Annotated in this window: 14 protein-coding genes and 1 tRNA gene; 10 read left to right on the plus strand and 5 right to left on the minus strand. The window is 44.1% G+C overall.

The genetic code is table 11. The features are described from left to right. Nucleotides 1-7: 7 nt before the first annotated feature. The 3 genes from A4R26_RS24425 (at nucleotide 8) to A4R26_RS24435 (ending at nucleotide 3,882) form a co-directional block, all read left to right on the plus strand. Nucleotides 8-670, plus strand: a complete 663-nt coding sequence (locus A4R26_RS24425; RefSeq protein WP_081169157.1) for a DUF2306 domain-containing protein — start codon at nucleotides 8-10, stop codon at nucleotides 668-670. 258 nt (nucleotides 671-928) lie between these two features. Continuing rightward, nucleotides 929-2,833 carry a carbohydrate-binding protein gene (locus A4R26_RS24430; protein ID WP_081169158.1) on the plus strand — a complete coding sequence of 635 codons (1,905 nt, stop codon included), beginning with the start codon at nucleotides 929-931 and terminating at the stop codon, nucleotides 2,831-2,833. Nucleotides 2,834-3,045: 212 nt separating this feature from the next. Beyond that, nucleotides 3,046-3,882: a Rossmann-fold NAD(P)-binding domain-containing protein gene (locus A4R26_RS24435; protein WP_081169159.1), complete on the plus strand. Its 837-nt coding sequence runs from the start codon at nucleotides 3,046-3,048 to the stop codon at nucleotides 3,880-3,882. Between the two features lie 473 nt (nucleotides 3,883-4,355). Here the strand turns inward: A4R26_RS24435 and A4R26_RS24440 are convergent, their stop codons facing one another. From A4R26_RS24440 to A4R26_RS24455, 4 genes are all read right to left on the minus strand, one after another. Further along, nucleotides 4,356-5,183 (minus strand): ATP-grasp domain-containing protein, encoded by an 828-nt coding sequence (locus A4R26_RS24440; RefSeq protein WP_081169160.1) that lies wholly within the window; start codon nucleotides 5,181-5,183, stop codon nucleotides 4,356-4,358. A gap of 92 nt (nucleotides 5,184-5,275) precedes the next feature. Next, entirely contained in the window at nucleotides 5,276-5,848 is a 573-nt protein-coding gene (locus A4R26_RS24445) for a suppressor of fused domain protein (protein ID WP_081169161.1), read from the minus strand. A gap of 22 nt (nucleotides 5,849-5,870) precedes the next feature. After that, entirely contained in the window at nucleotides 5,871-6,179 is a 309-nt protein-coding gene (locus A4R26_RS24450; protein WP_081169162.1) for a hypothetical protein, read from the minus strand. 187 nt (nucleotides 6,180-6,366) lie between these two features. Next, nucleotides 6,367-6,942: a cupin domain-containing protein gene (locus A4R26_RS24455; RefSeq protein ID WP_242675006.1), complete on the minus strand. Its 576-nt coding sequence runs from the start codon at nucleotides 6,940-6,942 to the stop codon at nucleotides 6,367-6,369. Between the two features lie 78 nt (nucleotides 6,943-7,020). Here A4R26_RS24455 and A4R26_RS24460 point away from each other — a divergent pair, with 78 nt between their 5' ends. From A4R26_RS24460 to A4R26_RS24485, 5 genes are all read left to right on the plus strand, one after another. Further along, a complete protein-coding gene (locus A4R26_RS24460) occupies nucleotides 7,021-8,376 on the plus strand; it encodes a TolB-like translocation protein (RefSeq protein WP_081169163.1) in 1,356 nt (451 codons plus the stop codon). 68 nt (nucleotides 8,377-8,444) lie between these two features. Next, on the plus strand, nucleotides 8,445-8,771 hold the full coding sequence (locus A4R26_RS24465) for a cyclic nucleotide-binding domain-containing protein (protein ID WP_081169164.1): 327 nt from the start codon (nucleotides 8,445-8,447) through the stop codon (nucleotides 8,769-8,771). Between the two features lie 627 nt (nucleotides 8,772-9,398). Beyond that, nucleotides 9,399-9,472 (plus strand) — tRNA-Asp (locus A4R26_RS24475). A gap of 305 nt (nucleotides 9,473-9,777) precedes the next feature. After that, the gene (locus tag A4R26_RS24480) at nucleotides 9,778-10,986 is read left to right on the plus strand and encodes a site-specific integrase (protein ID WP_081169165.1); all 1,209 of its coding nucleotides are present in this window, start codon (nucleotides 9,778-9,780) and stop codon (nucleotides 10,984-10,986) included. A gap of 473 nt (nucleotides 10,987-11,459) precedes the next feature. Beyond that, entirely contained in the window at nucleotides 11,460-11,909 is a 450-nt protein-coding gene (locus A4R26_RS24485; protein ID WP_081169166.1) for a hypothetical protein, read from the plus strand. Nucleotides 11,910-11,932: 23 nt separating this feature from the next. Here A4R26_RS24485 and A4R26_RS35710 read toward each other — a convergent pair whose 3' ends face one another. Continuing rightward, nucleotides 11,933-12,157 carry a helix-turn-helix domain-containing protein gene (locus tag A4R26_RS35710; RefSeq protein ID WP_242675007.1) on the minus strand — a complete coding sequence of 75 codons (225 nt, stop codon included), beginning with the start codon at nucleotides 12,155-12,157 and terminating at the stop codon, nucleotides 11,933-11,935. Nucleotides 12,158-12,615: 458 nt separating this feature from the next. Between A4R26_RS35710 and A4R26_RS24495 the strand changes: the two genes are divergently transcribed. Next, nucleotides 12,616-13,356, plus strand: a complete 741-nt coding sequence (locus A4R26_RS24495; RefSeq protein WP_081169167.1) for a hypothetical protein — start codon at nucleotides 12,616-12,618, stop codon at nucleotides 13,354-13,356. Beyond that, nucleotides 13,307-14,824, plus strand: a 1,518-nt coding sequence (locus A4R26_RS24500) for an RHS repeat-associated core domain-containing protein (RefSeq protein ID WP_207625810.1), incomplete at its 3' end; no start/stop codon positions are given. The genes A4R26_RS24495 and A4R26_RS24500, both read left to right, overlap by 50 nt.

Consider the following 14,824-nt stretch of genomic DNA (forward strand, 5'->3'; position numbering starts at 1 on the left):
GTCAATAATGTCTGAGTCATTGCAAACAGGCGGTCAACAGCCCGGGGTTAAAATCATTCCCTGGTACCGGCTTATCAGTATTCGTCAATTCCTTTTCTGGATCTTCATTTTTGCCATCACCCATTATTTTATGCGTGGGGCCGATCACTTCCTTACAATGACAAAAGAAGCGCTGGGCAAGTATTTCACCCTGCGCTGGGTGCTGATCGCTCATATTACCGCAGGCGGCGGGGCGCTTATTCTCGGCCCTTTACAATTCTGGAACCGGTTCAGGATCCGATTTACAAAACTGCACCGGTGGATAGGCGTTGGCTATTTACTGGCCATCCTGGTTAGCTCGGTGTGCGCTGTTATCCTGAGTTATACTACCGCTTATGCTGTTAACTGGGCATATGCATTCTCCCTGCAGGTATGGGTAAGTGTGTGGATCATTTCTACCGTCATTGCATATTGGGCGGCGCTGAAAAAGAAATTTGTGCTGCACCAGGAATGGATGACGCGTAGTTATATTGTTTCGGTGGCGTTCATAGTATCAGGTCTGACCTTAAAGTATCTCCTGTGGATCGGTTTTGGAACGTTTGAGGCGATTTCACCTTCGCTTTTCTGGATGGGCTGGTCGGTGCCGCTTTTTGTGTACCAGGTAGTACTGGGCATGAAAGCAAAGAAATGAGAAACGGTTATCCATTGCCATCGATCACACATAGTGAATGAGAAGTTCATCAAAAGCCGGTTAAAGGAATGGCGGTTAATTGTGAAAGAACGTACAGGGTATAGCTTAAATCTGTAATGTATAACCAGATCTGATTTAACCGGTGTTGTGTAAACGAATTTATCCATTCCCGTTTTTTGTTAACAATTTGTCATGAAGGTGTTCTTTTAATTAATTTGGGCGTGCTAACTATTCTGGAAACACCAAAAACATGCCCTCATGAAGACGAACACGCTTCGTAAGCAGCTATTGCTATGCTGCTACTTTTTCTTTTTTCTCTTTTCAACAACTTTTAATGCAACGGCACAGGCGCCACGGTTTAAGGTGATCGCCTTTTACAATGGCAATTTTGATCAGGCGCATATCAGTTTTGTAAAAGAGGCTAACCAATGGTTCCCGGCGCTCGCTGCCCAGTACGGTTTTTCGTATGAAGCCACCAACAACTGGAACAACCTGAATGCGAACTTCCTGTCGAATTACCAGGTAGTGCTTTTCCTCGACGATGCGCCAACCGGCGCTGCCCAGCGGGCCGCTTTTCAACAGTATATCGAGAATGGCGGCGCCTGGATGGGTTTCCACGTTTGCGCATTCACAACAAATGCCGGCGGCTGGAACTGGTATCATAACACCTTCCTTGGCTCAGGAAATTTCAGGACCAACACCTGGGAACCAACCACAGCAACTTTACGTTGTGAAGACCGTACCCATCCCAGCACATTGCGTTTGCCGGCGACATTTACGTCGGCTGTAAGCGAATGGTATGGCTGGAATAACGACCTGCGCATCAACAGCAACATCAGGATCCTTTGCTCTGTTGATCCCGTGAGCTTTCCATTGGGAACAGATCCCAACCAAAGCTGGTACAGCGGGTATTATCCCATTGTATGGACGAACAGAAATTACAAAATGTTATATGCCAACTTCGGGCATAACGACATGAACTATTCAACCAACCCGCCAACGGCGAAGTCAGCGACCTTCGGCAGTGAAATTCAAAACCGGTTTATAATCGACGGCCTGCTCTGGCTGGGTGGCGCAGGCACCGGTCCGGCTCCCGCTATTCCAATTCCCGGCACGGTACAGGCTGAACAATTTACAACCATGAGCGGAATTCAAACGCAGGCTACAACAGATGCCGGCGGTGGACTGAATGTTGGCTATATGGATGCCGGCGACTGGCTCGATTACAAATTGAATGTGCAAACCGCCGGAACTTATAATATCCGGTACCGGGTAGCAAGCCTGAACGGTGGTGGAAGCGTTCAGTTGAAAAAGGATACGGCCGTGCTGGCCACAACTGCGGTGCCTGCAACCGGCGGCTGGCAAACCTGGGTAACGGTCAATGCTACCGCTGATCTCGCTGCCGGTGAACAAACATTGCGTTTGCATGTACCGGTGGGCGGTTATAATGTGAACTGGATCGGATTTGGTCTGGCAAATAATCCGGCGCCTATTGGCCAGGTTATTACATTGAAAGGGAACAACGGGTATTTTGTAAGCAGCGAGAACGGAACCCAGGCAATGACCTGTACAAGACCTGTTGCACAGGGATGGGAACAGTTTACCGTTGCTGACGCCGGTAACGGAAAAGTAGCGCTGCGCAGCATGGATCAATATGTTTCATCTGAGAATGGAACGGAGGCCATCACCTGTAACCGCGCTTCGATACAGGGTTGGGAAGTGTTCGACTGGATCGTAAATTCCGATGGTACCATTTCACTGCGTGGCAATAATGGTTATTATGTCAGCTCTGAAAATGGCGAAGAGGCAATGACATGCAACCGCCCCACTATTGGCGGATGGGAGAAGTTTAACTATACAACTGTTCCGCTGGGAACAAGAATGATAACGCAGCTATTACAAGCCGCTGCGCCGGCTGCCGAAGTAAAAGCACCGTACCCGAATCCATTTATAACGAACCTGTTCTATACATTACCGGAGAAATACACTTCACATACCGTGCAGGTGTATGATCTGTCGGGCCGTGTAATGCTGCAGGCTACAGTAAAAGGCCGTCAGGGCACTTATTCGCTCGACGGGAGCCAACTGCCAAAAGGGTTGTATATCCTCGATGTTTCGAGCGGCGATTATCATCAACGCGTAAAAGTGCAAAAATTGAAATAACGGTTTGGGAATAGCTGCAACTTATGGGGCCGGCCGGCATATTGGGCCGGCCTATTTTTTAGTTTAGTTCTTCGGTTGAACGTCTGCGATAAAATATAAATCGGGATTGGTATTTTAATTAGGGCATGATGTAAGCGTAACTTTTTACCCGTGTCGGTTTTGTACAATTTTAGGAGTGGGGCCGGCAATAGCTTTGATTAAAATTTAAAACAATGACCAACACAACAACACAAAACAGGCAAATCCTCGTAATAGGTTCTAACGGTAAAACCGGCCGCCGGGTTTTACAAAGATTAAATGATCGCGGTGTTCCTGCTACAGGCGCTACCTTTTCCGGTAATCCAAAATTCGACTGGAATGATGCAGCTACCTGGGACAATGTACTGAATGATATTACAGCTGTTTACATCTCGTATTACCCCGACCTTGCCATTCCCGGTGCGGTGAAGTCCATTGAACTGTTTACCAAACTGGCTGTAAAGAAAAGCGTGCAAAAACTGGTATTGTTATCGGGCAGGGGAGAGGAGGAAGCGCAGCAGTGTGAAAAGGTGGTGATGGGTGCTGGTGTTGACTTTACGATTGTACAGGCCAGCTGGTTTTGCCAGAATTTCAGTGAAGGTAATTTTTTGGAACCGATCCTGGCGGGACATGTGGCTTTGCCTGCGGGTAATATAGGTGAGCCGTTTGTTGATGCAGATGATATTGCCGACGTGGCGGTGGCCGCATTAACGGAAGAAGGGCATAGTAATAAGTTGTATGAAGTTACAGGGCCGCGTTTGTTGACCTTCAAAGATGCTATTGCTGAAATTGCCAAAGCTACAGGCCGTACGATAAATTATGAACAGGTGTCCATTGAAGAATATGCCGCTGTGCTGGCTGACTATGGATTGCCAAAGGAAGTTATCTGGCTGGTTACCTATCTTTTTACAGAAGTACTCGATGGCCGCAATCAATTCGTTGCCGATGGTGTAGAGCAGGCGCTGGGCAGAAAGGCAACCGATTTCAGCGACTACGTAAAGAAAGCCGCGGCAACAGGCGTATGGGGGTAATGAGGGCTGTGGAAGGGATGACTATGAAAAGAAAAACCCCGCTATACAGCGGGGCTTCTAAATTACTTTTACGGCTTTACCCTTAACGGTTTTTAAGAGGAATAGGATCAAGGACGGTTTCGTTCAAGGGGTTTAGCGTGAAAGTTGGTTGGACTTTTTCTTCATAGGTTTAGGATTTGCGGATTCAACATAGGATTTTCATTTTTCAACGGATGATGGATCGGTTTTTTCGGATAATCAGGACTTTAAAACGGACTAATTAGGACACGGATGCTCATATGAAAATTTATGCTATTTGATTTTGCCTCTCGTTCAGTGTTTTTTGCTTAAACGATAATACAAATATAAATAATCATTACCATGTTTGAAACGAATATGGGTAGAAAGTACATTTATATTTATTCACACTTTTTTGTTGAAAGCCACGCCAGGCAACATTGATGTCAAATTGAAATTACTTTACCGTTTGTTCGTCAATGATATGTGGTATTTACGATCCTCGAAAAATGTTCGGTCACGCTATTGACAATTGTGCCAATATCAGCATCATAAAAACCTGCGCTGTTCAGGCATCCGCATTCTACTATGTAATAGTCATTGCCGGTTTCGCAAATATCCATTACAAATACATCATGGGGTGTATATTCAAGACATCGTTGTTCCGCAAACAATATCACATCTGCCGGACAGCCCCTTTCCTTTTTAAGTTTAAAGTCTTCCCGGTATTTGGAGGCAGCCACCACCTGTTTGTTCACTATCCAAAGCCGCCATTCATACCGCAATTGATAAGGTTCAGAGACTACTATTTTACTTTCTAACGACAGGCTTGTATTATCGAACATTTTAAGCCGCTCGTACCAGGTCTTTATTTCGCCAAACCTCTTTACTTCTCCCGAAAAGGATTTACTGTCATCATCGGGGCGAATAAAAAGCAGTTTGTCCAATTCATAGGAAGATGACATCAACGCATTAAAAGAGATTACCTGCGCACCATGGTTGAGCATACAACTTCCCCACCTGCTTAGGTAATTCTCTATTGAAAATGACTGGTGATCGAAGAAGAAGCCTTTGTTGATACTATTATCCCTGTATACTAATTGCCCCATAGTAGTAGAACCGTAAAATATGCTTTGTTTGCTTTTGTCAAAGTCAGGGAGCTGATCGCTAAAAGGAATGATGTCAATTTCTATATAGGATACGCCGATGCATTTACAACCCTGTTTCAGGGTCTGTAAGTCATCGGTATTGGTCAGGTTGCGTTGAATGACCCATTGTATGTTATCGTATGCTGTCGTTTTCATTTTATCACTGCTATGGTTTCCACATGCTGATTGCTTTGTTTTGATAAATTTCCCGGCGTATACAACCTATAAGTGCAGGAAATATTACCGCGTTACGGCGCCGTGATCCGTTTTCTTGTAACACTATGAATATCAAAATCGGGATGATGCCAGAATTTTTCCAGCCCCAGATGATGATAAGTTTCAAGCTCATCGGAATAAAGCGGGTATAAACCGGCGATGTTGATCTTATAGTCAAGGCCGATATCGATATTCAGATAATCTTCTTTTTTTAAGATGGCGGGAGCGAAAACAAAAAAAGCATCCATTTCGCTTTCCTCACTTATTTGGCCAAATTCTATCGCCTGCCCATAGCTGAAATCGAATTCACCGCGAAGATTGTTGGCCAGGTAACCCATAGCGGCCGGCCAGTCGGGAGAAGATGATTCAACGGTAATGCATAGTTCGGGTCGGCCGAATTTCCAGTTTGGATGTTTTACCAGCGAAAGCCCATATGTTATGCCTGTAATATAACCGGCTTCCGGAATGTCTTTATATACAATGATGCTAACGCCCGGCACGACTTCAATTAAACTTTCTTCCTTAAAGAATAATGGTTCGGTTTGAAAGATGGCATCGAGATGGTGCAGGTATTTTTCAACGGGTGTAGATGCAGATGCGGCCATGTATTAATAGTTGATGAACGGTTTAATCGGGTTTGGTTGATACAAAAATAACTTCTATTTCCCTGCCGGTGTATGATGTGAGTTTCATTTCCACTTCTTCTACGATCTTCCTGGCTTTTTCAAACCTGATCTCGCGATTAAAGATCATTTGTATGCCTCTTTCTACCTTCACATAAGAGAACGCATCTTTTCCAACCTGGTACCAGGTACGTTCGCTTTTAGCGGTTTTTGTCCAGGGTATTGAATCGGGTGTCATCAGGGGATCAAAATCCTCCGGTTTTATTTCCAGATCAGCAGGCGTGATAAGAAATTCAAAGTCCTTCCCGGTCATATGCGTTGAATACATTGAATTTGCCTTGAATGAATAATATCCGAAATTAAAACAATTCTGCGTAAGCCGGATAGAATGAAAAAAGGACCATCATTGCTGATGATCCTGTGTGACCGACGCCGTGGCGTATTAATTGGGAACCGGTATAATGAAACGGGTTTGTAATGAAGCCCCGGATATTTGATGCTCACTGCTTAAGAACAACCAGCGGTTTTCCTTTTTCAACAATATAGGTGGCAAGCTCTGCCGCGTTTGTTTTGCCGACGTTTTTTGCGGAATGCACTTTTCCTGCGGGAATAAACAATACATCACCAGCCTTAAGCGTAACCGGTACTTTACCTTCCACTTCATATACAAATGTTCCTTCCAGCACATAGATGAGCTCTTCACCCGGGTGGGAATGGTTGGGCGCCAGTACGCCCGGTGGTATATCAACCCGAACCTGGATCACCTCGCGGCCCGCAGCGCTGAGATCGTATCGTTGCAGATCGGTGCGTTTGATGCCCGGCGCCTGCGCCATGGCAGAATCGACAATAATGAATGTGACCAGGCTACAAACCATCATGGCGCTTATTAAGTAGTTTATTATCTTGTTCATGTAGGTAAAGTTATCGTTGTTGAGGAGCGGTTTCCAAGGAAGGAATGGCGGATTGGGCAAACCGGGTTTTGAAATGGGCATATTGCGCCGTGAAAACTGCCAGCCGCCATGCCCCGATAATATTGGTTTCACAGGTACCCGCTGCAGCAGGACGGTTGCAAGCATAACACAATATAAATTTGAAAGGCGTTCCGGCCGGGCCGCCCCTGTTTATTCATTATTGCCTCCAAATCGTCTAGCTGTATGAAAATGAAAAATGTTTTATTCGCGGTTTCTTTCGTACTGTTCCTGCCTGCAGTTTCGTTACGAGCACAAATTGGAAAACGTTTTCCTTCAGAACGAAAACTGGTGAAAGATCCTGTTACCGGTGTAATGCTTACCTTTTTAACAAGCACACCCGCCGGGGATTCAAAAATTTATCAAACACACAATCAATGGACATCTGACGGCCAGTGGCTTATATTTCGCAGTGGCCGGATAAAGGGTGAAGCACTGGCGGTGAATGAAAGAACGGGCGGGCAGGTGCAGGTTACCCAGGGCGGATATACAGGTATGTTATGTGTGGCCAGAAGGTCGATGAAACTATACTACATGCGCAATGCCGATACCTCCAGGCGCAGGGGCGCACTGCAGGTGGTGGAGACCGATCTCGAAAAAGTACTGGCCGACAGCAAGGCAGGCAAAATGCGGGCCGTATCCGTTTATCAGCGCGTATGCGGCACCATTCCCGACTCATTAAATGGAGGCGGCGATATGGCGCTCGATGCCGAAGAAAAATATGTGTACTTCCGCGTTAGCCGTGCAGAAGCGCAAAAACACCTTACGCCCGGTATGAAGATAGAAAGCAATTTCGGTCCGCGTAATATGGGCGCCGGCCCTGCCGGCCTGGCGGGCATGGACCTTTCAACCGGGGAAATAAAATACATTACTTCAGTTCCGTTTCAGATAGGGCATATTCAAACCAATCCCTGGGTGCCGGGAGAAATTGTTTTCTGCTGGGAAACCGGCGGCAAATCGCCGCAGCGTACCTGGACGGTGATGGCTGACGGTACAGGTTTACGTCCTTTGTATCCCGAATCGGAATATGAGTGGGTAACGCATGAAGCGGTTATAACCAAAGATGAGGTAGCGATGGCCATTATGGGCCATCGTAAAATTGCCGCCTCAGGTAAACGCGATACAGCAGGTACGCATTGGAGTGGCATGAATCCGGGACAGGAAGCTGCCTGGGGACCATCGGGCACCCGCGAAAAACCAACGGGGCTGGCCATTGTGAATTTAAGAACGAGAGAAATGGTAATTGCTGCGCAAACTAAAAGCGGCAGCGGGTTATGGCATGTACATGGTTCCGATGATGGCCGTTGGGCAGTGGGCGACGATTTTTCGCGCAGCATCTATTTAATCGACCGGCATACCGGTGAAATGATCCTGCTGTCCACGGGTCATAAAGCAACCGCAGCCGATCATCCGCATCCAACGATGAGCCCCGACGGCACCAGGATAGAAATACAATCGGCCATGTTATCGGCAGATAACAGATCGATGAACATTTGTATTATTCCGGTGCCGGAGTTATGGTTGAAACGGAAGTATGATTGATGGTTCGTTACTGACCCGATCCCGAATTATACGTACCTTCCACAGGTATTAAAGCGCGGTACCGGTCCATGACCACATATGATCATATTTTAAAAAATGCCAACAGGCACATTACGCTTTCCGGCGATGAGATCGATTATTTCACTTCACTGCTGATGTATAAAGAAGTGTCGAAAAAGTCGATGTTACTGGTAGAAGGGCAAACATGCAACCAGTTGAGTTTTGTGCAATCCGGCGCGCTGCGATCATATTGCCTCGATAAAGAAGGGAAAGAATCAACCATTATGTTTGCCGTAGCCGGATGGTGGCAAAAACAGATCGCTTCCTGCCTTGGCATTACACTGGAGTTTTTAAGCACCATCAGGAAAAAAAATAGCGGCAGAAGAATTTCTTAATGTACATTAATTGTGGTTTTCGGGTTTCTGTTTTGTTTTGTAAAAAACAACTACACATGTTAATCTTGATTGCAGGCCCGTATAGAAGCGGCACCAATGACGATCCGCAACTGGTGAAACAAAAATCTCGAAAAGCTTGAGTCGGTGGCGTTGCCCTTGTTCCGCAAGGGGCACATTCCGTTTATAGGGGAGTGGATAGCGTTGCCGCTTATTCACCTGGCAGCTCGCAAAAACCAGGCGACAAAGCGTGGGAGGAGATCCAGTATCCCGTGGCGCACCGGATGTTGGAAAAATGCGATGCGGTATTGAGGTTGGAGGGTGCATCAAAATGGGCGGATGAGGATGTGAGAAAGCGGATTGAAGGTGTATTACAGGTTGGAAGATGTGCCGGATGAGGGTTAATTGGCGGTGAAATGCTTTTTCCAGTTTTTTTTCAAAAAACGCGAAAAAGTTTTTGATGGAATACGAAAACTCCTATCTTTGCCATCCCAAAAACGACACACCCACAGCGGAAAACGTTCAGGGATAAGAATCGGAAGGTCAGTGACTTAGAAAGAAATAAAACGGTTCAAAAAGTTCTTACAAAAGTAATTTCAACATAACTTTGCAACTCGAAAGAGAAGCAATGGATCGGTAGTTCAGTTGGTTAGAATGCCGCCCTGTCACGGCGGAGGTCGCGGGTTCGAGTCCCGTCCGGTCCGCTGAAAGTAAGCACATAAAGCCCTCTAAATCAGAGGGCTTTGTTATTTTAGTTCATTTTGCGGGTCCGCATTTCTTCACGGTCTATATTATTCGCTTTTATTAATTCCCATTCGATCAATTCTTTGTATTCTATCAACAATAGTGGAATATCATTAACCCAGGGTGCATAACAGGAGGCATAAATCAAGGAATTTTTTGGTATCCAGTAAAAGTTAATATTTTGATTTTAAGAGAGTTTGGTAAAGTTTATGCTGCCATTAATTGGTAAATGCCTGCTTGGTAGTGAAGTTAAAGGAGGCATAATATGGAACCTAAACTCATTGTCCATTTTATTGGAAAAAAATCGCGCCTTACCCATCACCAATTACTTCCTATTTACCTGCGCGTTACTATTGATGGAAAACGTTTTGAAGTAGCCACACATCAGCATACAGAGCCCAACAACTGGTCACCTTCAGCCGGCAAGGTGATTGGCGCATCAGACAATGCAATACGGATTAATATGGAGCTCGATGAAATCCGAAAGAAAGTTTATGATTATAAAGTGCGAATTCAAAAAGAAGGTCGCGAATTTAGCGTACGAACGCTTAGAGAAAAATGGTTCGGCCAGGATCGTGACACTCGTACGTTATTGGAGGTGGTTAGACTAAGCCTACTTGACCTTGAGAAGCAAGTGGGAAAAGGAATATATAAAAAGTCTACTCTGACTAAGTTCAGGACGATGGAAAAGCACTTGGTCAATTTTTTGGAATGGCGTGATTTAGGTAGTGATATCTTCTTAAAAGATCTGCGTTTGCCTTTTGCAGCCCACTTTGTTTATTATTTACAAGGTGAATTGGGCATGACTATAAACTCATCCGGCAAAATGATAAAAAACCTTAAAAAGATTATTCGGGATTGTGTAGACAAGGAATGGCTCGATATTGATCCCTTTTATCGCTACAAAGTGAAGCACATCGATCCCAAGGTCCCTCACCTTACTTCTGAAGAACTTTATCGGCTGGAAGTTAAAGAAATAACTATCTCTCGGCTAGCGACCGTACGAGATATTTTTGTATTCAGTTGTTATACGGGATTTGCCTATATCGATGTAATAAACCTAACGTTGAATGATCTTAAAATCGGTATTGACGGAAAGCAATGGCTGATAAAGAACAGGCAAAAAACTGGCATATCTGAAAGAGTTCCTCTATTGCCGCCGGCCTCAGCAATTATTGAAAAGTACAAGACATATTGCTTGCGTTCACCTGATAAAAAGTTACTTCCGGTTCCCTCAAATCAAAAAGTAAATGCCTATTTAAAAGAACTGGGAGATCTTTGTGAAATATCCAAAAAGATGACGTTTCATATCGCCAGGCATACTTTTGCTACAACTGTCACATTAGAAAAAGGTGTTCCTATAGATTCTGTTAGTAAAATGCTTGGGCACAGAAGTATTAAAACTACCCAGATTTATGCTCAGATAACAGATAGAAAAATAAGTGACGATATGAAAAGGTTGTTTGAAATGTAATTGAACAACAGAAGAACAGTTGCATTAGTCGCTAATATCTCTAGCTCGAATATAGGATCTAATGGCTTTACGCTATTTTCGATGTAATGATTACAAGTATTAAAAAAAGATACGCAAATATAGACCGTTGTCGTCTAAATTAAATAATGCGAAGAAGCAGTGACATCACGTTGTATCGGATTAGATATTAAATATTTAAGTACCTCTCGAATGAAGTCTATCCGGTTTAAAGAAGTGCGGGGACTTTTATTAATGTAAATGGTTTACCAATTCAGTAATTGGGGAGCTAGTTGAAGATTTTCTATCCTTTTTAGAATTAGTACCTATATAATTCGAACTTAACCTAACCGTGTACCGGAATTACTTTACTTTTCCGTTTGAAGTGGACTTCTTGGTATAACTGGTCTCAACTTAATGAAGAGTTCAGCTAATCACGAAAAGAAAAGGAAGTTAATGAAGACGAGCTCAATGCATTGAACCTTCTTCAGCAAAAAGCAAAAATCGGGTATAAAGATGTCAATGGCCTTATTAGACGCAGATTATATGAGCAAAACCCCGTTACAGTATCTATCATAATTGGTACCACTGCCATAATAGATAATGATATTAAACATCAGCTGAAAGACACTCTTGTAGTATATAACATAAAATATATCAAAGTAAATTTAACCCGAGTAAGCGATATAATTCAGGCTATACATGAAAACGAAAATGCCGATATACTTGAAATTTCCAGGGGCGATGGAGAAAATATACCGATATTTGATAATTCGGAACTATTCCAACAAGTCCTTAATCTCAAGCCCGTGTTTGTAACTGCAATAGGTCACGCCGTAGATGAACCACTCCTTCAAAAGCTCGCAGACAAACACACTTTCATTACACCTGTATTGCCATTGCAATATCGCTGTTCTTTTAACTAAGTAACATTAAAAAGAAACAGCCATTATCTCGTCAGATTGAAATCAATTGAATTGTTGCCGAAATTCCAGTGGGATTGGTTCGTTTTGTTTTTAAACAATTTACTAAAGGACTGAGGATATTCAAATCCTAACTCGTATGCTATTTCACTAACAGTTTTATCTGTTGAACTAAGTATTTGCTTGGCCTTTTCTATTATTTTGTATTGAATATATTGCTGCGTACTTTGACCGGTAAGGCTTCTCAGCATATCACTAATAATTTGCCGACATGTTCAATTGATTGGAAAAGTACTGTACTGAAGGAATTCCTTTTATAGCAATATTTTCGCCTTCTAAATACTCGTCGAGCAATTATTCGAACCTGTCCAAAAGTTCACTGTTAACCGCCTTGGCATCCAGTCCAAACCCTTGTATCATAACAGTGGCTAAACACTCTTCTCTACATGTTGCACGCCTATTTCCAAATCTGCACGCCTATTTCCAAATTTGCACGTCTATTAAAATTAATGTTCCCGTAACATCAATTCAATACATTTGGTGCCTCGTATTAAAAAAACATATCCATTGCATTTAGTAACTGCATGGAAAAACCGCAAAATCCCGCAGCCATGCATATGTGACTTAAAACAAAAATAAGATGCTTTTGGATTTGCTAATTTCGATAATGTTTTAGAAATACTGTTAACCAATAAAACTGTCCTTATTAATGAAAGTAATTTGCCTGGTAGCCGGGATATTATTATCCTGTTCATTATACTCACAAGATAGCCCGTCTTTATATAATGAAGTAGTTGATTTCCCCGATAAATTATTCGGGGTTATTGAGAAGCGTACCAACGATTATCGGGTAAAACTGGTCAATCAAACCGACAGGTATCTACTGAAGCTGGCCCGGCGGGAAAAGCAATTACAGAGGAGGCTTTGGAAAAAAGACAGTACGACCGCGAAGCAATTGTTTGGCAATCCCGATTCTACTTACCAAAAATTACAGCAGCAACTTATAAGCGGCACTCCATCAACCTTCCGCGACCTCGCCTATAACAGCCACCTCGACTCGATGCAAACGGCCCTTCGTTTTATCGGTCAACAGGGAGCTGCACTGCCAAACAAAACCGCAGCCATACAGTCGTCGCTGAATAGCTATACGCAGTTACAACAAACCCTCAATGGAACGGAAGCCATTCAAAAACAACTGCAGCAGCGGCAACAATACCTGCAGCAACAGTTACAATCGATTGGGCTGGTAAAAGAATTAGCCGCTTTTAAAAAGGATGTTTACTATTATAAGCAGCAGCTAAATACCTATAAGGAGGCCTTTAATGACCCGCAAAAACTGGAGCAGGTATTGATGCAAACGGTGAAACTTTATAAAAGACCATCTAGGCAATACCCGCAGTGTGGTGACGGAGGAAACCCAAAACGATTGTTACATTGCCTTAAGCTTTGATGGTTCTACCAGTGATATTCAGCAACAGAACAGCCAATGGGAAAAAGCAGATGGCACACTAATCAATGTTACGGCCGTTCGCAATCGCTGGCCCTCTTCGTTCCGTAACAAGTATGGCGGAACGCCATCGGATAAAAATGGTGAATACGGGGTAGTGGTCAAGAAAAGCACCGGCTTCGCCGGGCCTGGCAAGCTGCTGAAAGTAATGGCCGGTGATTTTATTCACACCTCGGTTGATTATTATTACGAAGCAGTAAACGCCAACAATTTGCATGCAGATGGAATAGGCACGATGGTCACTTCTCTCTTAGGCGCTTTATCGGGAAGTCCGGCAGCTGGGATCTATCATGGACAAGGAGCGGATGTAACTGGTTTCCTGGGAAATAGTCAGGATGTGATCGGCTTTTTCGCCCCGCAAAAACCAAGCAATGGCACCGGTGAAAAGCCAAAGGCGTATCTGAACATCTTATTGTTCGATGACCAGTTCACGCTCGATAAGAACAACAGTCTTAGCATACCCGTAACTGCTACTGCGGGTGACCGGGGTACGATCGACAAACGCTTCAGCAATGGGGTGGCGATTCCAAAAAGTGGGTACGTTTATGTATATTGCAGCAATGAGAGCGACGACGATGTGTATTTCGATGATCTCACATTATCGCACGAACATGGACCGCTGCTGGAAGAGACGCATTATTATCCGTTTGGCTTAACGATGGCCGGAATCAGTTCGAAGGCATTGGGAAGCGTGGATAATAAAAATAAATACAATGGCAAGGAAAAGCAGGACAAGGAATTCGGTGATGCCAGTGGGTTGGAGTGGTATGATTTTGGCGCCCGGATGTACGATGCGCAGCTAGGGCGCTGGCATGCGCTGGATCCGATGGCGGATGACATGCGCAGATTCAGTCCTTATAATTATGTATTTAATAATCCGATCCGATTGACAGATCCGGATGGCATGACGCCAGCCTGGATACCTGATGCAAACGGGAACCTGATCGCTGAACAGGGCGATAATGCGCAAACATTGGCTAAGTTCCTGTCAATAGATGAAGCAGCGGCGGCTAAATTAATAAGTGATCAGAATTTATTAAGAGAGGAGAATGTGGTGGGTATCGAGACCGACCCGATCGATGCGACAAAATCTATTAAGACGGAACCGGGTGATGTGACAGCAGGACAAAAATTGAATCTGGATAATGTGTATACAGAATCTATTAAAAGGTCCACAAGCCAGCTCACTACAGATGCATTTTTAAGATTCCAGGGAAGTCTTGCTCAGGGACCCCAGAAAGCTCCGGAAGATGATTATAATTGTTGGGGATCGGCCATTGCAGGTACCGAGGGCAGAAAAATACAAAATGGAGTAGGCATATCACCCGGTTCATTTTTTGACGCCATTTTAAAAACATCTTATAAGCCTGAAAATGCCGCGGATGCAAAATTTGGTCAAACAGTTATTAGA

Origin of the sequence: Niastella populi, from assembly GCF_002078015.1 — a bacterium.
Lineage (GTDB): Bacteria > Bacteroidota > Bacteroidia > Chitinophagales > Chitinophagaceae > Niastella > Niastella populi.